This window comes from Pseudomonas eucalypticola, from assembly GCF_013374995.1.
Taxonomy (GTDB): domain Bacteria; phylum Pseudomonadota; class Gammaproteobacteria; order Pseudomonadales; family Pseudomonadaceae; genus Aquipseudomonas; species Aquipseudomonas eucalypticola.
The window spans coordinates 2,146,109-2,166,350 of sequence record NZ_CP056030.1 but is presented as its reverse complement, the minus strand read 5'-3'; the positions used below and the strand labels follow the sequence as shown (position 1 = coordinate 2,166,350).

General features: G+C 62.6%; 16 protein-coding genes. 11 read left to right on the top strand and 5 right to left on the bottom strand.

Features of this window, described 5'->3' with window-relative positions:
- Nucleotides 1–494: 494 nt before the first annotated feature.
- Nucleotides 495–932 carry a hypothetical protein gene (locus HWQ56_RS10000; protein ID WP_158153914.1) on the bottom strand — a complete coding sequence of 146 codons (438 nt, stop codon included), beginning with the start codon at nt 930–932 and terminating at the stop codon, nt 495–497.
- A 110-nt stretch (nt 933–1,042) separates the two neighbouring features.
- On the opposite strand from HWQ56_RS10000, the gene HWQ56_RS09995 reads away from it, so the two are divergent.
- Entirely contained in the window at nt 1,043–1,483 is a 441-nt protein-coding gene (locus HWQ56_RS09995; RefSeq protein ID WP_158153913.1) for a universal stress protein, read from the top strand.
- An 82-nt stretch (nt 1,484–1,565) separates the two neighbouring features.
- Here HWQ56_RS09995 and HWQ56_RS09990 read toward each other — a convergent pair whose 3' ends face one another.
- Nucleotides 1,566–3,485, bottom strand: coding sequence for an ATP-binding cassette domain-containing protein (locus HWQ56_RS09990; protein ID WP_158153912.1), 1,920 nt, complete (start codon nt 3,483–3,485; stop codon nt 1,566–1,568).
- Nucleotides 3,486–3,686: 201 nt separating this feature from the next.
- Here HWQ56_RS09990 and HWQ56_RS09985 point away from each other — a divergent pair, with 201 nt between their 5' ends.
- Nucleotides 3,687–5,615: a transglycosylase SLT domain-containing protein gene (locus HWQ56_RS09985; protein ID WP_158153911.1), complete on the top strand. Its 1,929-nt coding sequence runs from the start codon at nt 3,687–3,689 to the stop codon at nt 5,613–5,615.
- Nucleotides 5,616–5,683: 68 nt separating this feature from the next.
- On the opposite strand, the gene HWQ56_RS09980 is transcribed toward HWQ56_RS09985, so the two are convergent.
- Nucleotides 5,684–6,484, bottom strand: a complete 801-nt coding sequence (locus tag HWQ56_RS09980) for an MOSC domain-containing protein (protein WP_176570334.1) — start codon at nt 6,482–6,484, stop codon at nt 5,684–5,686.
- A 69-nt stretch (nt 6,485–6,553) separates the two neighbouring features.
- A complete protein-coding gene (locus HWQ56_RS09975; protein ID WP_176570333.1) occupies nt 6,554–7,480 on the bottom strand; it encodes a chemotaxis protein CheV in 927 nt (308 codons plus the stop codon).
- 521 nt (nt 7,481–8,001) lie between these two features.
- Between HWQ56_RS09975 and HWQ56_RS09970 the strand changes: the two genes are divergently transcribed.
- From HWQ56_RS09970 to HWQ56_RS09960, 3 genes are all read left to right on the top strand, one after another.
- Nucleotides 8,002–8,466, top strand: coding sequence for a hypothetical protein (locus HWQ56_RS09970; protein ID WP_158153908.1), 465 nt, complete (start codon nt 8,002–8,004; stop codon nt 8,464–8,466).
- Between the two features lie 566 nt (nt 8,467–9,032).
- Nucleotides 9,033–9,923, top strand: a complete 891-nt coding sequence (locus HWQ56_RS09965; protein WP_176572372.1) for a sensor histidine kinase — start codon at nt 9,033–9,035, stop codon at nt 9,921–9,923.
- Complete coding sequence (locus tag HWQ56_RS09960; RefSeq protein ID WP_158153907.1) at nt 9,920–10,579, top strand: response regulator; 660 nt, start codon at nt 9,920–9,922, stop codon at nt 10,577–10,579. Before HWQ56_RS09965 ends, HWQ56_RS09960 begins: the two co-directional genes overlap by 4 nt.
- A 78-nt stretch (nt 10,580–10,657) precedes the next feature.
- Here the strand turns inward: HWQ56_RS09960 and yegS are convergent, their stop codons facing one another.
- Entirely contained in the window at nt 10,658–11,560 is a 903-nt protein-coding gene (gene yegS, locus HWQ56_RS09955; protein WP_158153906.1) for a lipid kinase YegS, read from the bottom strand.
- Between the two features lie 373 nt (nt 11,561–11,933).
- Here yegS and HWQ56_RS09950 point away from each other — a divergent pair, with 373 nt between their 5' ends.
- The 6 genes from HWQ56_RS09950 (at nt 11,934) to HWQ56_RS09925 (ending at nt 20,235) form a co-directional block, all read left to right on the top strand.
- Nucleotides 11,934–13,370, top strand: a complete 1,437-nt coding sequence (locus HWQ56_RS09950) for an undecaprenyl-phosphate glucose phosphotransferase (protein ID WP_158153905.1) — start codon at nt 11,934–11,936, stop codon at nt 13,368–13,370.
- On the top strand, nt 13,371–14,825 hold the full coding sequence (locus tag HWQ56_RS09945) for a mannose-1-phosphate guanylyltransferase/mannose-6-phosphate isomerase (protein ID WP_158153904.1): 1,455 nt from the start codon (nt 13,371–13,373) through the stop codon (nt 14,823–14,825).
- A gap of 72 nt (nt 14,826–14,897) precedes the next feature.
- Entirely contained in the window at nt 14,898–15,722 is an 825-nt protein-coding gene (locus tag HWQ56_RS09940) for a polysaccharide biosynthesis/export family protein (protein WP_158153903.1), read from the top strand.
- A gap of 24 nt (nt 15,723–15,746) precedes the next feature.
- Entirely contained in the window at nt 15,747–17,735 is a 1,989-nt protein-coding gene (locus HWQ56_RS09935) for a GumC family protein (protein WP_158153902.1), read from the top strand.
- Entirely contained in the window at nt 17,735–18,913 is a 1,179-nt protein-coding gene (locus tag HWQ56_RS09930; protein WP_176570332.1) for a glycosyltransferase, read from the top strand. The genes HWQ56_RS09935 and HWQ56_RS09930 overlap by 1 nt, the downstream gene beginning before the upstream one ends.
- Before the next feature lie 2 nt (nt 18,914–18,915).
- The gene (locus tag HWQ56_RS09925) at nt 18,916–20,235 is read left to right on the top strand and encodes a cellulase family glycosylhydrolase (protein WP_158153900.1); all 1,320 of its coding nucleotides are present in this window, start codon (nt 18,916–18,918) and stop codon (nt 20,233–20,235) included.
- The last annotated feature ends 7 nt before the right edge of the window (nt 20,236–20,242 follow it).

The following is a 20,242-nucleotide window of genomic DNA, read 5'->3' as shown; positions in this document are numbered from 1 at the left end:
CTGTAGTGAACAAACAAGGCGGACCAGGTGATCTCACAGACATGACTGGCCCGAAACAAATGTGGGACCAGGCTTGCCTGGGAAGCGCCGCGCGGGCGGCGCTCGATCTCAGCAGCGACACAACAACATCGCCCGGCGCCTGGAAGCCTTAATGCGATCTCCAACCAGGAGCTCCGACGAACATCCTGTCGGCCCTTCTTACAATCGCGTCAGGGCCACTAGGTGCATGTCTTGAATTTTCCTGCGCCATTGAAACCGAGCGCCGCCCGCGCGGCGCTTCCCAGGCAAGCCTGGTCCCACATCTGTTTCGGGCCAGTTATGTCTGTGAAATCGCCTAGCCCCCCCTTGTTTGTTCACTGGAGATCCAGGGCGCCGCCATCCACTTTCCCGGGATTCCGTGAAGAACCTTTTTATTACCTTCCATGGATGGCCGGGGAATGGAGTGGCGCCACTGCAGATCTCTGGCGGCGCCACGACTTTCCACCAATCCGGCCTCACGCCAACGCCTTCAGCACCCCATCAATCGCCACCAGCACGCTGGCCTCCCCACGCTCCCCCCAGTACAGGGCAACCATCTGTTGACCTGCCTCAACCTTGTAGACATTGCCCGGCAATGTGCTGAACTGCGCCAGCAACGCAGGGTCTTCACACGGCTCGCGCCACTGGTTCAGCCAGGTGCCCGGGGTTGCCTGCCAGTAACAGAACTGCGCCGCCTGGGGCGAACGCCGCGGCCGACAGTACTGCGCACACGGGCTGGGCGGCTGCGTGGGCAGCCAGTGCGGCCACTGCTGGGGAGCCAATTGCATGGCCAAACCCAGGCGCCGCGCCTCCAGGCGCAAGGCCATCTGCCCGCTCTGTTTGCGCGACGGGCGCAGCCAGACCATGGGGCTTAAAACCAGCGCAAGGATTGACACCACTATCCATACCGTCATATGACTGTGCACCCTGTAAAACTTTAGAAATGAGTTGGTTAGCGCGATCAAGACAGACCGACTTGAAACAGGCCATACTTAGGCTATCGCCATCGTCAGGAGAGCTTCCCATGCCCTACCACCATATTCTGGTCGCCGTCGACCTGACCGAAGAGTGCGATCCGGTGATTCACCGCGCCCGCGAACTGTCCGCCAGCCAGGACGCCAAGTTATCATTGGTGCACATCGTTGAACCCATGGCCATGGCCTTTGGCGGCGATGTCCCCATGGACCTGTCGCAATTGCAACAGCAGCAGTTCGACCAGGCCAAGGAGCGCCTGGAGCGGTTGATCACCAAGTACCCGGAACTGACCAAAGACAATTGCCACTTGACCTACGGCCAGCCCAAGCAGGAAATCCATGGCCTGGCCAAGGAAAAGGGATGTGATCTGGTGGTGGTGGGCAGCCATGCCCGCCACGGCCTGGCGCTGCTGCTGGGGTCCACGTCCAACGACGTACTGCATGGCGCGCCATGCGACGTGCTGGCCGTGCGGTTGAAAAAGGCCGAATAAGGTATTCGAAGCTGGAAGCTGCAAGCGGGACGCGGTACACGCCCCTTCTTGCAGCTTACCGCTCCAAGTTTGAGCTCGCGCCTCAGGCGTCCAGCTCAGCCCAACGTTCGACCATCTCGTCCAACCGGGCCTGCGCCTGTTCCAGCTCGGCGATGACCTTGGCGGTCTCTGCGGCCGGCTTCTGGTAGAAGCCTACATCAGCCATGGTCGCTTCCAGCGCAGCAATCTTCTGCTCCTGGGCATCGATCTCACCCGGCAAGGCTTCCAGCTCGCGCTGCAGCTTGTAGCTCAGCTTCTTCTTGGCCACCGGCGCTTCAGCCACCGGCGCCGCTACCGCGGCAGGCGCTTCGACCACGGCACTGTTGAGCTCGGCCTTGCCCGACTTGTTCTCGGTCACGCCCAGCAGCTTGGGCGAGCCACCCTGGCGAATCCAGTCCTGGTAGCCACCCACGTACTCGCGCACCTTGCCCTCACCTTCGAACACCAGGGTGCTGGTGACGACGTTGTCGAGGAAGGCCCGGTCGTGACTGACCATCAGCACCGTGCCCTTGAAGCTGGACAGCACTTCTTCCAGCAACTCCAGGGTCTCGACGTCGAGGTCGTTGGTCGGTTCGTCGAGCACCAGAAGGTTGGCTGGCTTGCTGAACAGCTTGGCCAGCAGCAGGCGCGCGCGCTCACCCCCGGACAACGCCTTGACCGGCGTGCGGGCACGCTGCGGGCTGAACAGGAAGTCGCCCAGGTAGCTGAGCACGTGACGGTTCTGGCCGTCGATCTCGATGAAGTCCCGGCCTTCGGCCAGGTTGTCGATCACGGTCTTTTCCAGGTTCAACTGGTGGCGCAGCTGGTCGAAGTAGGCCACTTCCAGGCGCGTGCCCGCAGTGACGCTACCGCTGGTGGCTTGCAGATCACCCAGCATCAGCTTCAGCAGGGTGGTCTTGCCGGTGCCGTTGGCACCCAGCAGGCCGATGCGGTCCTGACGTTGCAGCACCATGGAGAAGTCCTTGACCAGGAACGGGCCGCCCGGGTGGGCAAAGCTGACGTTCTCGACCACCATCACCTGCTTGCCGGATTTCTCCGCGGTATCGAGCTGGATATTGGCCTTGCCCTGGCGCTCGCGACGCTCGCTGCGCTCCACGCGCAATTCCTTCAGGGCGCGCACGCGACCTTCGTTGCGGGTACGGCGTGCCTTGATGCCCTGGCGGATCCACACTTCTTCCTGGGCCAGGCGCTTGTCGAACAGCGCGTTGGCGGTCTCTTCGGCCGCCAGCATGGCTTCCTTGTGCACCAGGAAGCTGGCGTAGTCACCGTTCCAGTCGATCAGGCCGCCGCGGTCCAGTTCCAGGATGCGGGTGGCCAGGTTCTGCAGGAACGACCGGTCGTGGGTGATGAACAGCACGGCGCCGCCAAAACCGCTCAGGGCCTCTTCCAGCCAGGCGATGGCACCGATATCCAGGTGGTTGGTGGGCTCGTCCAGCAGCAACAGGTCGGGTTCCGACACCAGGGCCTGGGCCAGCAGCACGCGGCGGCGCCAGCCACCGGACAGTTGCGCCAGGGTCTTGTCGGCCGGCAGTTGCAGGCGGCTCAGGGTGCTGTCCACCAGCTGCTGCAGGCGCCAGCCGTCACGGGCCTCGAGGTCCGACTGCACGTGCATGAGCTTGGTCAGGTCTTCATCGGTGACGATGTTCTGGCTCAGGTGGTGATATTCGGCGAGCAGCGCGCCCACACCATCCAGGCCTTCGGCAACCACGTCGAACACCGTGCGGTCGTCCGCTACCGGCAGTTCCTGTGGCAACTCGCCGATCTTCAGGCCCGGCGCGCGCCAGACCTCGCCCTCGTCAGGCTTCTGATCGCCCTTGACCAGGCGCAGCATGCTGGACTTGCCAGTGCCATTGCGCCCGATGATGCAGACCCGCTCTCCACGGGCGATCTGCCAGGACACTTTGTCCAACAACGGCATCGCGCCGAAAGCGAGGGACACATCGCTTAATTTGAGCAGGGTCATGTGTTTCTCCAAAAACCGGGCGCGCATTCTACCTGACTTGGGCGCCTAGCACAGTAAATGCCGTCGCGCGGTGGCTTCGCGGCGAATTCATGTTCAGATACAAGCACAGTGCTTTCATCGTCTACCCGCAACCGGCTAAGCTAGTGAGCAATCAGTGCAGGCCACGCCGCACTTGTCATGCCTTATCTGCACGGATGTCTCATGCGCGGTCGCCTGTTTAGCCTCTTGTCCTGCCTGCTGCTCTCTGCCACCGCCGTCTCCTGCGCCCATGCAGTGGACCTGACCACCCAGCGCCAGTATTACGACCAGGCCAAGCGCGCCCTGGCCAAGGGCGACAGCGGCCCGTATTTCCAGTACGCGCCGATGCTCGCCGACTACCCACTGGAACCGTATTTGGCCTACGACGAGCTGACCGCGCGACTGAAAACCGCCAGCAACGACGAAATCGAGAAATTCCTCGCGGCCCACGGCGACCTGCCCCAGGCCAACTGGATGAAGTTGCGCTGGTTGCGCTGGCTGGCTGAGCGTGGCGATTGGCAAACCTTTGCCAAATATTACGACGCCAAGCTGAATTTCACCGAGCTGGACTGCCTCAACGGCCAGTACCAGCTCAGCCATGGCCTGAAGGCCGAAGGCTACGCCAGCGCACAGAAACTGTGGCTGACCGGCAAGACCCAGCCCGACGCCTGCGAAGCGCTGTTCGGCCTGTGGGCCGCCGACGGCCAGTTGACCGAAGACAAACGCTGGCAGCGCCTGAAACTGGCCGCCCACACCCGCAACTACGCCCTGGCCAACGCCCTGGTGGCGACGCTGCCAACCCTGGGCAACCAGGGCCGCCTGCTGATCAGCGTGGCCCAGAACCCGGAGCTGCTCACTGACCCGTCGCGGTTCCAGCCTGCTACCGAGGCCATGGCCGACGTAGTGGGCCTGGGCCTGCGCCGCCTGGCCAAGCAGGACCCGGACCGCGCCATGCAGATGCTTGACAGCTACGCCAGCAGCATGCGCTTTTCCCGCGACGAAAAGGTGTCGATCGCCCGGGAGATCGGCCTGACCCTGGCGCGCAACTATGACCCGCGCGCGCTCGACCTGATGACCCAGTACGACCCCGAACTGCGCGACAACACCGTGACCGAGTGGCGCCTGCGCCTGCTGTTGCGCCTGGGCCGCTGGCAAGATGCCTACGACCTGACCCGCCGCCTGCCCCAGGACCTGGCCACCACCAACCGCTGGAAGTACTGGCAGGCACGCAGCCTGGAACTGGCCCAGCCGCAGAACCCTCAGGTGGCGGTGCTGTACCGCAATGTCGCCAAGGAGCGTGATTTCTATGGCTTCCTGGCGGCCGATCGCACCCAGGCGCCCTACTCCCTGGCCAACCGCCCGCTGGTGATCAGCAACGCGTTGATGAACAAGGTCCGCAATACTCCTGGCATCCGCCGCGCCATGGAGCTGCTCGACCGCGGCCAGGTAGTGGATGCGCGCCGCGAGTGGTACTACGTGAGCAACCTGTTCAACCGCGACGAAATGGTCGCCCAGGCCAAGCTGGCCTACGACATGCACTGGTACTTCCCGGCCATCCGCACCATCAGCCAGGCGCAGTACTGGGATGACCTGGATATCCGCTTCCCCATGGCCCACCGTGACACGCTGGTGCGCGAGGCCACCAACCGCGGCATCCACTCCAGCTGGGTATTTGCCATCACCCGCCAGGAAAGCGCGTTCATGGATGATGCCCGCTCGGGCGTCGGCGCCATGGGCCTGATGCAACTGATGCCGGGCACCGCCAAGGAAACCGCGCGCAAGTTCAGCATCCCGCTGGCGACGCCATCCCAGGCCATCGACCCGGACAAGAACATCCAGTTGGGCGCTGCCTACCTGAGCCAGGTGCATGCCCAGTTCAACGGCAACCGCGTATTGGCGTCTGCAGCCTACAATGCCGGCCCAGGGCGGGTGAAACAGTGGCTGCGCGGCGCCAACCACCTGAGCTTCGACGTGTGGGTGGAGTCCATCCCGTTCGACGAAACACGCCAGTACGTGCAGAACGTATTGTCGTATGCGGTGATCTACGGACAGAAGCTCAACACGCCGCAGCCGATTGCCGACTGGAACGAGCGTTTCTTCGACGACCAGTAAAGGCCTGGATACCCCCCCTTTGCAGGCTCTGGCAAGCCTGGCCTGCAAAGGGGCTACCCGCCGTCAGCTCAGTCGATGACCTCGACAGGCATGCCGACCTGCAACCACCCTTCCCCCTCGCTCACCAGGTTCTGGCCGAACTGCACGTCGCCGCCCACCTGCCGGTAGGTCTTGAGCGTCGCTAGCGGCTCACGGTCTTCGCTGCGCACGCCAGTGCGCGGGTCGAGGGTGGTCAGAATGCAGCGCGCACAGGGCGTGATCACCCTCAGCTCCGTATCTCCGATACGAATGCGCTTCCAGCCGTCCTCGGCAAAGGCCTCACTGCCGCTGACCACCAGGTTGGGGCGAAAGCGCAGCATCTCGAGCGGGCGCCCTACCCGCCTGGACAGGTCATCCAAGGACGCCTGGCCGATCAACAGCAACGGGAAACCGTCGGCGAAGCCGACCCTGTCGGTGTCCAGCCCATAACCTGACTGGGTGAAGCGCGCTCGCTCGGCGGGCAGCTGCACCAGGCGCGTCGGCTTGCCTATAAAGGAGGAGACCCAGGCCGCCGCCTCATCACCGGCATCGGGGACCCGCAACGTATCGCGCCAGACAGTGACTCCCCGCAGGGCTGCGTCGGGTGTGGGGGTAGGCACGAACAGCGCGCTGAGGCCCGGTGCGGATAACCGCAGGCCATCATCGAGATGGGCCGCGCCCAGTTGGCTCATGTGCGCCTCGGCGCGCTGGGAGAGGAAACGCCCGGTGGCTTCGTCCACCAGCATCCAGCGGCGGTCACCCGCCAGCCCCAGCGGCTCGATCGCCGACGTTTGCAAGGGCTCGGCGATGGCCGATTTCAGGGGGTAGCGGTACAAGGCGCTGAGTTGCATGGGGCGGCTTCCGACGGTCAGGGAAGCCGCCAGCTTACCCCAGCGGCGGCGGCTTCCGAACTGCGGCGATCAGTTGTCGAGCATCAGGCGCTGGCGCACCACGTCCACCAGCTTGTCCGGCTGGAACTTGGAGAGGAAATTGTCACAGCCTACTTTCTTGACCATCGACTCGTTGAAACTGCCCGACAGCGAGGTGTGCAGCACCACGTACAGGCCGCGCAGCCGCGCGTCGTTGCGAATTTCGGTGGTCAAGCGGTAGCCGTCCATTTCCGGCATTTCTGCGTCGGTGAACACCATCAACAGTTTATCGGTGAGCACCTCACCCGCGTCAGCCCAGGCCTTGAGCATCTTTAGCGCCTTGAGGCCGTCGCTGGCCACATGCATTTTTACCCCCAGTTGCGACAAGGTATCGCGCAACTGCGCCAGGGCCACGGTGGAGTCGTCCACCAGCAGCACCTCGCGGCCCCGAGCACGGGCCAGTACCGGGTCTTCCAGTTTGTCGCGCGACACCTTGGCGCTGTAGGGTACGATCTCGGCCAGCACTTTTTCCACGTCGATGATTTCGACCAACTGGTCGTCGACCTTGCTGATGGCCGTCAGGTAATGCTGGCGCCCCGCACTGGTCGGAGGTGGGAGAATCGCTTCCCAGTTCATGTTGACGATCCGATCCACGCCCCCTACCAGGAAAGCCTGCACCGAACGGTTGTATTCAGTGACGATGATGGTGCTGTTGGGCCCTGGTTGCAGCGGGCGCATACCAATGGCCTGGGACAGGTCGATGACCGGTAGCGTCTGCCCCCTCAGGTTCACTACGCCACACACATAGGCATGGCGCTGGGGCATCAGCGTGAGCTTGGGCAGCTGCAGTACTTCCTGCACCTTGAACACGTTGATGGCGAATAACTGGCGGCCCGCCAGGCGAAACATCAGAATCTCCAGGCGGTTCTCACCCACAAGCTGCGTACGTTGGTCTACTGTGTCGAGAATGCCGGCCATCTAGGACTCCTGGGGGACGTTGCTGAGGGTTCTCAGTCAAGGTTATCGGCAGCGCGGCACTGATCTTGAAGACCGATGAAATGCACCGCCGAACCATTGATGTCACATTAACATCATGCTTAACTGATCGCATCGCCTACATCGCGCCTCTTGATACAAAGCGGCTACTAACCCTCATCTTCTTATCAGGGTTTCCCCTATAGGCAATCGGGTAGAACCTGATATTCGCGATATCCAATAGCCATTAATGTGACGCCATTCTCACTGCATGAACGGAGTCAGGCCGTTGGTTGCCTTTCTTTACACCCCCCGCCAGCCTGCCAGCGATGGCCATGACGGCCTGATTCGCGGCGAGTTTCCCAAGCCAATGTGTCTAACCTGTGGCTCGCAGGACACATGGGCAATGACCCTACATTTGCCCACCGCACCCACGCGGATTGCAGCTAAGCTTGACTGGCCTGAAGGCCATTCCGTACGTGCAGTGCGGGGTGACAGGTCCGCACGGAGTTGTGGAGATCAACATGCTGAATGACACTCAGTGGTCATGTGCCCTGCCCGACTTCCTCGTCGACGCCCAGGCCATGCTGAACAAGTTGCAAGAATGCCTGAACCACCTGGAATTGATCTGCAATGATCAGGATGCAGCCGATTGCCTGGTCAGCACCCTGGAGAGCTTGAGCCAGAGGGCGCAAGGGCTGGCGCTGAACGAGGTTGCCGCGTTTTGCCAGCAGCTGCAACAGCTGCTTGGCGTGGCACGTCCACGTAATCGTCTGGCGGGCCCCACCCTCAAAGCCCTCAATGAATGCCTGACACTGCTGGCCTGGCAACTGGAGCTGATCGACCCGCGCACGGGTCAATTGAGCCTGGACAGCGATGAGCAGGCCGCGCTGGTGCATGCCCTGGCGGTGAGTATCGACCCTGAGCAGGGTCCGGCCCCGCACCTGCCGACCCACACGGCACAGCAGACGGGCAGGCAGGTCATCTGACCTGCCATTGCACGCCTTTGTAGCTTTTTCCATACAGCGATAGTCCGGCTTGCTCTGGTCGACGTGCAGGAGAGGCCGGTGATACTCCTATCGAGCATCAGCCTCTCCCCTAGGTACAGAAGTTCGCCACGCCTGTAACTTATGCTTTACATGAAAGTTAACCGGATGTCTGTGTGCGCCTTTTCCGTGCGTTATTTACGCTACCTCGCTACGCCCCTTGGAGTGCCGCTGGCGCTGCTTCGTTTGAACACGAACAGTGATGGCCAAATGACACTTAGTCGACCAGCTCCTGTAACTTGGCCGAATACACCTGCCTCGTCGGACCTATAAGCCGAACGCGCGACCAACTGTCGATGAAGTGATACCATGGCCTATCAGATTTCCTTTCGGCGCGGACGCCCACACCCCCTGACAACGGGCGGGGCCGGGAAGCCAACGACCCGCCAGGGCGGGCCGTCGGTAACTTCCGCACGTCGCGCCACCCCCAGAGCATGGAGCCTTGGAGACAGGTTTCAACAACGCCCTAACCGGTTTTCAGCAGCGATCAATTCTTGGCTCCGTTCTCTATGTACGCCAGTTTCAGAAAATACGTTCAGTCGCCATGGAGCATGCAACACATGCGCTGGCTGACAGTGCTGCTGTGCCTGTTTTCGCTAGTGGGCAATGCGCAGGCGTTCATCAGCGGTGCCAGCATGTCTGCGGTGTTATTGCTACTTAATATCGCGGCCATGCTCAGCGTCATTGCCCAACATCGCTGCGCGCAGAAGTCCATTGCGTTCAAACCCCAGGAACTGGCAAGCCGGCTGTTGGAAGTTCAGGAAAACGAACGGCACCGCCTCAGCCGCGAACTGCACGATGACATCGGCCAGTTGCTCACGGCGGCGAAGATGCAGACCGAATGGCTGCAACGGCGCATGAACGATGATCTGGAAAATGACTTCGCAACGCTGCGTGACACCATCGACGAAACCTTGACCAAGGTGCGCGATGTGTCGGCGATCCTCAACCCACGGCAGCTCAACAGCCTGGGGCTGGGGGCCAGCCTGCGTGCGCACCTGCTGCGCACCCTGGCCAACACCGACGTGCACTGGAGCCTGGAATGCCACCAGCAGATGACCGGCATTCCCGAAGCGATGGCAGTGGCGGCATTTCGCATCACCCAGGAAGCCGTCACCAACCTGTTGCGCCATGCCCAGGCGGCCAACCTGCTGGTGCGCCTGGCCCGCACGCCAGAGGGTCTGCACCTGTACATAAGCGATGACGGCGTGGGTTTCACCCCCGTCGCCGACCCGGCCGCCGAAGGCTTGCGCGGCATGTCCGGCATGCACGAGCGCGCCGCGCTGATCGGGGGCTGGTTGAAAGTGACAAGCCAGCCCGGCCAGGGCACTGAACTTGAAGCACTCTTTCCCTGGGCCCCGCGGGCCCTCGAACGCGCCAACCTCGGCAAAGGCTTATGATCTGCAAATTACTGCTTGTAGATGATCACTCGCTGATCAGAGCGGGCGTGCGCGCCCTGGTGTCCGACATCCCCGGCTACGCCGTGGTGGGTGAAGCCAGCGACGGCAACCAGTTGCTGGAAATGGTCCGCTGCCTGGACCCGGACATCGTCCTGCTCGACCTGTCCATGCGCGACACCGGTGGGCTGGAGGCCCTGGGCCGGCTACAAGCCGCGCGAATGCGCAGCAAGGTGCTGATCCTGTCCATGCACACCGACCCGGACATGATCATGCAGGCACTGGAAATGGGCGCCCATGGCTACCTGCTCAAGGACACCACTGCCGTCGAGCTCGAACAGGCCCTGGATGCATTGCGCGGCAACGAGCGCTACCTGAGCCCGGCTATTGCCCACACCGTGATCAACCAGGCCTTGATTCGGGTGCAAGGCAACAAACCGGCGGCCGACGACAACCACAAGCTGACCGCTCGCCAGTTGGAGATCCTGCGTCTGATCGTACGCGGCAAGTCCACCCGCGAGATTGCCAACGGTTTGGGCCTGAGCGTGAAAACGGTGGAGACCCACCGCTCGCAGATCATGAAGCGCTTGCAGATATTCGACGTAGCCGGCCTGGTACTGTTCGCGGTCCGCGAGCGCATCATCAGCCTGGACGACTGAAAGCTCGGGGAGGCAGCACCGCATGGCGCCCGGTTTTGCCGGGGCATTGCACTACCGTGGTCACTGAGCCTCCTGCCGCTATGGCCGCTGGCCACCGAGCAGCGGCGAGCCGGCGGGCAGGTGCACGTTCAAGGCACCCGGGCGAATGCTGAACTTGAGGCTGTCGCCCGTCAGCGGCTCGCCATCCAGGTTGATGTCCAGGCCTTCGGCACTGTGGATCTGCACCCAGGGCAGCCGCGCACGGACAAACAGGTTGTCGACGCCCAGGCCACCGGCCAGCAGGTCTTTCAAGGTACCGAAGACCTCGGTGGGCGCTGGCAGGATGCTGACGTCCAGCAGGCCATCGTCGGCCAGTGCCTGTGGGCACAGCACGTGGCCACCACCGGCCTGGCGACCGTTGCCGATGCCCAGTGCCAGCAATTGCCCTTCCCATTCGAAACCCGGCCCGCGCAACTGCCCATAAGCCGGCCGCAGCTCGGCAAAGCGTGATAACCCGGTAAACAGGTAAGCAGCCCCACCCAGCACCTTTTTCAGGTCATCGGACGTATTGGCCGTCACCTGGCTGCCGAAGCCACCGGTCGCCATGTTGAGAAACAGCTGCCCATCCACTTCCCCTAGATCGATCAGCTGGGGCGCCGTGTCCAATAACGCCAAAGCGCCGGCGCAATCAAGTGGCACGCCAGCGGCGCGGGCGAAATCATTGGCCGTTCCCAATGGCAGCAGCACCAGGCTGGCATCGGCCGCGGCTAAGGCCATGGCTTCGGCGATATCGCGCAACGTGCCGTCGCCGCCGCCCGCGATGATGTGTGTCGCTCCCTGCCCCAGCGCTTCATGGACCAGGCGCTCGGCATCACCGGCCTCCCAGGTCAGGCGCACTGCCAGGTCCCAGCCCTCGGCCCGCCGGGCCTCGACCGCGCGGCGAACCTCGTCGTTGAGGGCCTGCTTGCCATGAAGAATCAAAAAAGCCTTGCGCGCTGCCATGCTGCCTCCGCTATCAACGAACATTCATGGTCAATTTTCGACCACAGAGGCGTCAAAAAAAGCCATACAGTTCTTCAGGTATTGAATATTTTTTTGGCGCTCCGCGCTTTTTCACTCGCAAGGCGGTGTTTCATGGACTTTACTCATGTTTCAAAGTGCCACAGAGGCAGTTGTTTTTGGCGTTGCCCGGCTCTACAGTAGCTCCGTGCCATCAGCAGAATAATGACGCACCCTCCCGGTTACCTCATAACGACAAGAAACCGCCACCAAGGATGGGAACTCGCGTAAAACAGTCATACCCGTGACGCTAAATGGAACTGCCGCAATGCTAGTTGTCGGCCTTGGATTGCCAATGGTCTGAAGGGAGGGAAGTATGCGCTTGCAACCCGTGGACAGTCTGCTGATGACCCGACCCAGCATGGTCGAGTATTTCCTGTTCGCTATACGTCTGGTTCACGGTCTCACCGCCATCGCCCCCGGCCTGTTGCTGCTGGCGCTGGAGCAGAACGACCCGGTCGGCACCACCAAGAACTATGTGGCGATGCTGTGTTTCTTCGGTTTCCTCAGCGTGCTGATCTTCCAGGCACTGGGAGTGTACGCCGAATCCATCTTCAGCAACCGGCTGCGCTTTCAGACCACTTTCTATGCCTGGGCGTCGGCCTTCTGCCTGTTGCTGTTCATGCACCGGGCATTGTCACTGTTCGATTTCATCAGCAACCTGGAACTGGCCATCTGGTTTTTCGGCACCTTTGTGCTGTTTGGCATCGAACGCCTGATCCTGCTCACGGTGTTCCAGCAACTGATGATGCGCGGCGTGTTCCTGCAAAACGCGGTCATTCTGGGGGCCACGGAAAACGGCCAGCGTCTGGCCGAGTACCTGCTGCAGCACCAGGACATTCGCTCCGGGGTCGTCGGCTTCATCGACGACCGCATCGCCCGCCTGCCCAAGACCCTGGTCAATCTTCCGCTGCTGGGCAACTCCCAGGAGCTGGAACAACTGATCCGCGAAGAAAAGGTCACCCAGGTGCTGGTCGCCTTGCCCTGGTCGGCCGAAAACCGCATGGACTACATCATCCGCGAACTGCGTCGCCTGCCGGTGAACGTACTGCTGGTGCCGGACATGGTCGCCTTCCGCCATTCCCACAACCGCATCACGGAAGTGGCCAACCTGCCCATGTTCAACGCGTCTGAAGTGCCGCTGCGTGGCTGGTCGCCGTTTTTCAAACGCCTGGAAGACATGCTGATCTCGATCTTCGCCCTGTTGCTGCTGTCGCCGATCATGTTGCTGGTGGCACTGGCCATCAAGCTCGACTCACCAGGGCCGGTGCTGTTCAAGCAAAAACGCTATGGCTACAACAACCGCCTGATCGAGGTGTACAAGTTTCGCTCAATGCACCAGCATCAGGCTGACGCCAACGCCGAGAAGCAGACCGTGCGCGGAGACTCGCGCATCACCCGGGTGGGCCGTTTCATTCGCAAGACCAGCCTGGACGAGTTGCCGCAACTGTTCAACGTGGTCGGCGGCACCATGTCCATGGTCGGGCCGCGGCCTCACGCCACGGCCACCAAGGCGGCGGGGATTCTGTTCGAGGAAGCGGTCAAGGAGTACACCTCGCGTCACCGGGTCAAGCCGGGCATCACCGGCCTTGCCCAGATCAACGGTTACCGGGGAGAAACGGACACCCTGGAAAAAATCGAAAAACGCGTGGAGTTCGACCTGGAATACATTGAAAACTGGTCGGTGTGGTTTGACCTCTACATCCTGTTCCGCACTGTTCCGGCAGTGCTTCTGACCCGCGAGGTATATTGAATGGGCGCGCTTATCCCCTGCATCATCGCCGGCGGCGCTGGCACCCGTTTGTGGCCGGTTTCCCGTGAAGCCATGCCCAAGCCGTTCATGCGCCTGCCAGACGGCGAAAGCCTGCTGCAGAAGACGTTCATGCGCGCCACGTCCCTGCCGGGAGTGGAACGGCTGTTGACGGTCACCAACCGCGAGGTGTTTTTCCGCACCCTGGACGACTACCGGCTGCTGAACAAGACCCACGCCGGTCTGGATTTCATTCTCGAACCGTTCGGTCGCAATACCGCCCCCGCCATCGCCGCGGCCGCGCTGCACACTGCGCGGTTGTATGGCGAGGACGCCCAGCTACTGGTGCTGCCGGCCGACCACCTGATCACCGACACCCAGGCCTTCGAAGCGGCGGTGCAAGCGGCGCGCGGCCTGGCGGACGAAGGCTGGCTGGTGACCTTCGGCATCGTCCCCAGCCATGCCGAAACCGGCTTTGGCTACATCGAGAAGGGCCAAGCCCTGAGCCACGGCGGTTACCAGGTGGCGCAATTCGTGGAAAAACCCAATGCCGCCACCGCCCAGGAATACCTCAAGGGCGGCCTGCACCTGTGGAACGCCGGCATGTTCTGCATGCGCGTGGACGCTATTTTGCGCGAATTCGAGCAGCACGCCCCCGACGTGCTCGAGGCCGTCAACACGTGCCTGGCGGCCAGCCATCGCAAGGACGGCAACCGCGAGATCCAGCTGGAGCTGGACAGCAACGCTTTCGGCAACGCGCCAGACATTTCGGTGGACTACGCCATCATGGAGCGTTCCCAGAAAGTCGCGGTCATACCTTGTCAGCTGGGCTGGAGCGACATCGGCTCATGGCAGGCGGTGCGCGACTTGAGCCCGGCAGATGCCAACGGCAACCAGTGCAATGGCGAGACGGTGCTGCATGACGTGCACAACTGCTATATCGATTCGCGCAAACGCCTGGTGGGCGGCGTGGGCCTGGACAACCTGATCATCATCGACACCCCCGACGCCTTGCTCATCGCCGACGCCAACCGTACCCAAGACGTCAAGTACATTGCCCAGGAACTCAAGCGCCAGGGCCACGATGCCTACCGCCTGCACCGTACCGTGACGCGGCCGTGGGGTACCTACACCGTGCTGGAGGAAGGCAAGCGGTTCAAGATCAAGCGCATCGTGGTACGCCCCAACGCCTCGCTGTCGCTGCAGATGCACCACCACCGCAGCGAGCACTGGATCGTGGTCAGCGGCATGGCGCGGGTGACCAACGGCGAACGCGAATTTCTGCTCGACACCAACGAGTCGACGTTCATCAAGCCGGGCCACACCCACCGCCTGGTCAACCCCGGGGTCATCGACCTGGTCATGATCGAGGTGCAGAGCGGCGAGTACCTGGGCGAGGATGACATTGTGCGCTTCACTGATATTTACGGCCGCGTGCCGGAGCCACCCAAGGCTTGAATTCACCTTTGACGATTGGCCACCGGGTTTTGCCAGGGAGCTGTATTTCATGCACCACAGGAAGACTGACCAATGAAGAAAGCGTTGCTGATGTTGAGCGTTGTCATGCTGGGTGCATGTAGCAATCAGGCGAAGGTTTCGCTGCCCGACAGCGATGTATTGAAGTCTGGCCATGAAGCCGGCAATTCGCTGGTAGGCAGGCCGTTGCCACCCGAGCGTATTCGGGCCGGGGATACCTTGCGAATCGTGCGCAACACCGGTGAGGCACCCTCGATCTCCGCATTCACGGCAAACTCGATCTACGAGCTGACCCTGTTCCCGGTGCAGAACGACGGGACCTTCTCATACCCCTACGTGGGGCAGGTCAAGGCCGCGGGGTTGTCCACCGAGGAGTTGACCAAGGTACTGGAGGTCAAGCTTGAGAAGATCTACCGTGAGACTTCGCTCACCATCAACATCAACGCTGCCCCCAGCAACACGGTATTCGTGGGCGGCGCCGTGCAGAACCCCACTACGTTGCCCGTGAACGTCGCCACTACCCTTGAACAGGCCATCATTGGCGCGGGCGGTGTCCGTTCGGTGGCAGACAGCGGCAACGTGGCGCTGATGCGCCAGGAAGAAAACGGCAAGTACAAGACTTACTTCTTCGACTACTCCAGCTCGCTGTTCGCCAACAACGACCGTGGCACGGTCCTGCTGCAGCGCGGTGACGTGGTGTTCGTACCCAAGTCCCATGTTGGCAACGGCATCGAATGGGTCGACCTTTACCTCAATCAGCTCATCCCGTTCAGCAAGAGCATCGGGCTGGGGCTGACGTATGACCTGCGAGGTAAAACCGAGAGTAACGCAACGAGCACCACGACTTACAACGGAAGCACATTTAACGCGGCTCAATGATCCCGGTCGCTAAGGACAACAGACATGATCAATATCCGTTCCTTCCGCGATTTGCTGCGCCTGTTTTTCATCTTCAAGCGTGAAGTGAAAATCACGGTGGTAGTCACCTTCGTGGTCATCCTGCTGGGTGCGTTCCTGCTGCCCAACCGCTATGAATCCACCGCCCTGCTGCTGGTCAAGCCCGGGCGCGACAGCACCCTGCCCATCGAGGTTTCCGACCGCCAGACCGCGGTGATCCCGCTGCAGCGTGACCCGGTCACCGACGAGGAACGCATGCTCACCGGCCGGCCAATCACCCGCCTCGTGGCCGAGCAGTACCTGGACGACCTGTCCCACCAGCCCCGCCAGGAAGGCGCGGTGGCCAGCATCAAGTACGCCATCAAGAGTGCAGCCCAGAGCCTCGCCGACATTGGCCGCGGCTTCCTGCAATTGCTGGGGCTGGTGGAAAAACAGACCCCGGTGGACCGCCTGGCCAGCCAGCTGGAACGCAATTTCACCGTGAGCCACGCCACCGGCTCGTCGGTGATGGAGATCAGTTTCACCTGGAACGACCCGCAAGTCGCCCAGACCGTGGTCAAGAGCTGGGTCGACAAGTACCAGCAAGCCCGCACCCAGACCCTGGGCCGCAAGAGCCTCTATTCCTTCTACGAGGGTGAAAGCAAGGCGACCCAGCAACGCATCATGGATTACAAGAAACGCATCCAGGCGCTGCTCGACCAACTGGGCGCGGTGTCCATCACTGAACGCCTGAACGATGTGTCGCGCAACCTCAACGACCTCAAGGGCGAACACCTGAACACCCTGCGCTCGATCGCCGCCACCCAGGCCGGCCTCGATGTGCTCAAACAGCAGATGAACACCATCCCCAAAGAGATCAGCATCGCCCGCGAGATCGCCCGCAACCCTGACCGCGAAGACCTGCAGCAGCGCATCAACACCAAGCAGATCGAGAAGCAGGAGCTGCTGCGCACCTTCAAGGACGACGCTCCGCCCGTGCGCGCCATCAACACCGCCATCAGCAACCTGCAGGCGTTGATGAACGGCGAGAACGCCACGGTACAGCGCTCGCAGAACATGGCGCCCAACCCTATCTACACCCGCCTGCAGAACAGCTACGCCGACCAGGCCGCCAGCCTCAGCCGCCTGAAGTCCCAGGCCGCGCAACAACAGACGCAGTTGGCCAAGCTGGAAGGCGACCGCAACCAGGCCGTGGGCCTGGAACCGGAACTGTCGCAGTTGCAGCTGGAACTGGACGCCGCCGAGAAGAGCTTCGCCCTGTATAGCGACAGCCTGGAGAAAGCCCGTATCGACCGCGAACTGGACGCCAGCCAGATCAGCAACATCGCGGTGATCGAACAGGCCACCTTCAACCCCAGCCGCGTGTTCCCGAAAAGCCTGCTGATGCTGCTGTTCGCGATTCCGATCAGCCTCGCCGTGGGCCTGCTGGCCCTGTATTTCTTCTACCTGCTGGACCAGCGCATCCACGACGGCGACAAAATCGAGGAGCGTTTCGGCATCAAGGTATGGACCAGCCTGCAGGACATCAGCGCCCAGGACGCCCAGCGCGTCAGCGCCTTCACCGCCAGCATGTACCGCCTCTATGGGGTGCTGCCCCTCAAGCAGGTGGCCCTCAATGGCCTGAGCATCGGCCTGACCTCGGCGCGCAAGGGCGAAGGCGTGAGCTTTGTCATCGACCACCTGCGCAACCTGCTGGTGGAGCGTGGCCATGTGGTGCGCGTGGATGGCATCGCCCCGGCGCAGCCCGGCGAGATCCTGCTGCTGGATGCCAGCGGTTTCTTCTCCAACCAGGAAGCCTTCGTGACCCTGCGTGAAGCCGACCTCATCGCGCTGATCGTCGAAGCCGAGAAGACCACGGTGCCGGTGCTGGAAAATGCCCTGTCGATTCTGACCACCGCGTTCAAGCGGGTCGACGGCATCATCATCAACCGTCGCCGTTTCGAAATTCCTGCCAAGGTGCTGAACTTCATGACCCGCATCCGGAGCCATGCCTGATGCATATCGCGCTGCTGGCGCCGCTGCCACCGGAACAGAACGGCATCGCCGATTATGCCGGGCACCTGAAAAATGCCCTGGAGCAGCACGGCGTGCAGGTCAGCACGCCTCTGGCCGGGCTGGGCAACGATGTGACGCGCACCCAGGCTGCCCTGCAAGCCTTCGATTGGCAGGGTATCGACCTGGTGCATGCCGAGATCGGCGGCGGTCGGCTGGCCGAGTTCAATGGCTTGCGGGCCTTGCGCGCGCGCTTTGCCCACCTGCCCCTGACCGCCACCGTGCATGACCCCGAGCGCCTGGTGTGGCGCCGGGAACACCTGCCCTGGCCGCTGTCCCTGGCCCAGGGCCTGCCCAACCCGCTGCCGCAGGTGGCCACGGTGCTGGCCGACCCCCTGTGCCTGCATGAAGAACGGCAACTGGCGCGCAGCCTGACGCGGTTGGTGACCCTGACCCGCTCCGGCAGCCAGTGCCTGAAGCAGCGCATGGGCCTGAAAGCCGAGCAGATGGTGGTCATTCCCCACGGCAACCTGGAGATCCCGGCCGCCCCCCTGCCCCCACTGGAACCTCTGCGCCTGCTGTACTTCGGCTTCATTTACCGCGGCAAGGGCATCGAAGACCTGCTCGATGCCCTGGCCCTGACCTTCAGCCAGCAACCGGCGCTGCGCGACAAGATCCGCCTCACCCTGGCCGGCGGCAGTGAACCGGAAATGGCTTTCGGCCCCTCCGGCAGCTACCTGGACCAACTGCGCCAGCGCATCAACCAGTTGCAACTCAACGACAGCATCGAGTGGGGCCTGGACGTGCCGGCCGGCGACATTCCCAAGGTGATCCAGGCGCACCATGTGATGGTGCTGCCGTACCGCGAGTCCAGCAAGCTCAAGCTGCTGGGCAACCTGCGCGGCACCAGTGGCGCGCTGTCGTGGGCCGTAGCCTGCGGGCGCGGCGCCATTACCTCCGACGCCCGTTCGTTCGCCGAAGAAGTGGCGCACAGCAACGGCGTCATCTACCCGCAAGGCAACGTCCCCGCCCTGGCCGCGGAGCTGAGCCACCTCTGCGCGACCCCGGAACTGGCGATTCGCTGGGCCGAGCACGCCAGCCTGATCGGCAGCCAGCGTACCTGGCCGCTGACCGCCGCTCGATTTGTGCAAATGTTCGAGGACGCCTGTGGAGGGCGCTGACCATGTGGAAGAAGCCGATCGTATGGATACCTGCCTTGCTGGCCGTCGCCGTGGCGTTCAGTGCGTTGCAGTGGAGCGACAAGGCCGAGGCGGACATCACCCTCAAGGGCCCGCGAGCGGTGCAGTGGAGTGACTTCCTGGGGGTGAATGCGCAGTTCCAGTACTTCGACCCCGCGGTCTATCAGAAACAGATGGCGGCGCTGGACGACCTGGGGCTGACCTGGGTGCGCCTGACCATCCACTGGCCGATCATCGAGCCCACCCAGAACAACTTCGACCTCACGGCCCTGGACGGTGCGATGACCGCCATGGCCACGCACAAGTACAACATCCTGGCGTACATGGTGGGTTCGGCCAGCTTCGACAGCAGCGCGCCCACCAACGTCGCCAGCCGCGACCAGTACCCGCCCACCGACTTCAGCCTGTTCGCCGACCGCATGACCATGCTCGCCAAACGCTACCCGCAGGTGAACACCTGGCAGGTGTGGAACGAGCCGAACATCATCTGGCTGCCCAAGGAAGACCCCAGCGCCTATGGCAACCTGCTGTTCACCACGGCCAAGGCGATTCGCAACGCCATCCCTGACAAACCGGTGGCCACCGCGGGCATGGCCTACTACAGCCAGATGCACAGCACCGACGGCCTGATGCTGGCCGACCTGCTGACCCAGGGCTTGCCCACCGCCAACATCGTCGCCGCCTACCACCCCTACTCCGAATACCCCGAGGGCGACGACACCACCGCCAAGGACTTTCTGCAGCGCGGCAACTACATCAACAGCGCGCTGCACGCCAAAGGCGTGACCCAGGTGTGGGCCACCGAGTGGGGCTGGTCCAGCTACGCGGGGCCGGTGGAAATGCAGGCCATCATCGGGGTCGACGGCCAGGCCGACTACACCCTGCGCCGTCTGGCCCTGATGAGCGCCATGGACTACCAGCGCATTTTCCTGTTCAACCTCAGCGACCTCGACGCCCGTGCCTCGGCGCGTGACCAGTACTATGGGCTGGTGGACATCAATGGCAGTCCGAAACCGGTGTACACCGCCTTGAAGAACTTCCTCGGGGTGACCGGCGCGCGCCTGGAGCCGGCAGACGCCCCCACCTACACCAACGGCCCAGGCGACCTCTACAACGTCGCCTGGACCCGCGCCGACGGTAGCCACCTGTGGTTGTTCTGGAGCGCGTCGGGCAGTTCGGTGACGCTGCCATCGGTCACTTCGGCGGCGCTGTTCGACCCGCTCAAGGGCACCCGCACCGACCTGGCCAACGCCCAGGGCATCAGTGTTCCGCTCAAGACCAGCCTGCAGATGCTGGTCTGGTGACAAGGAC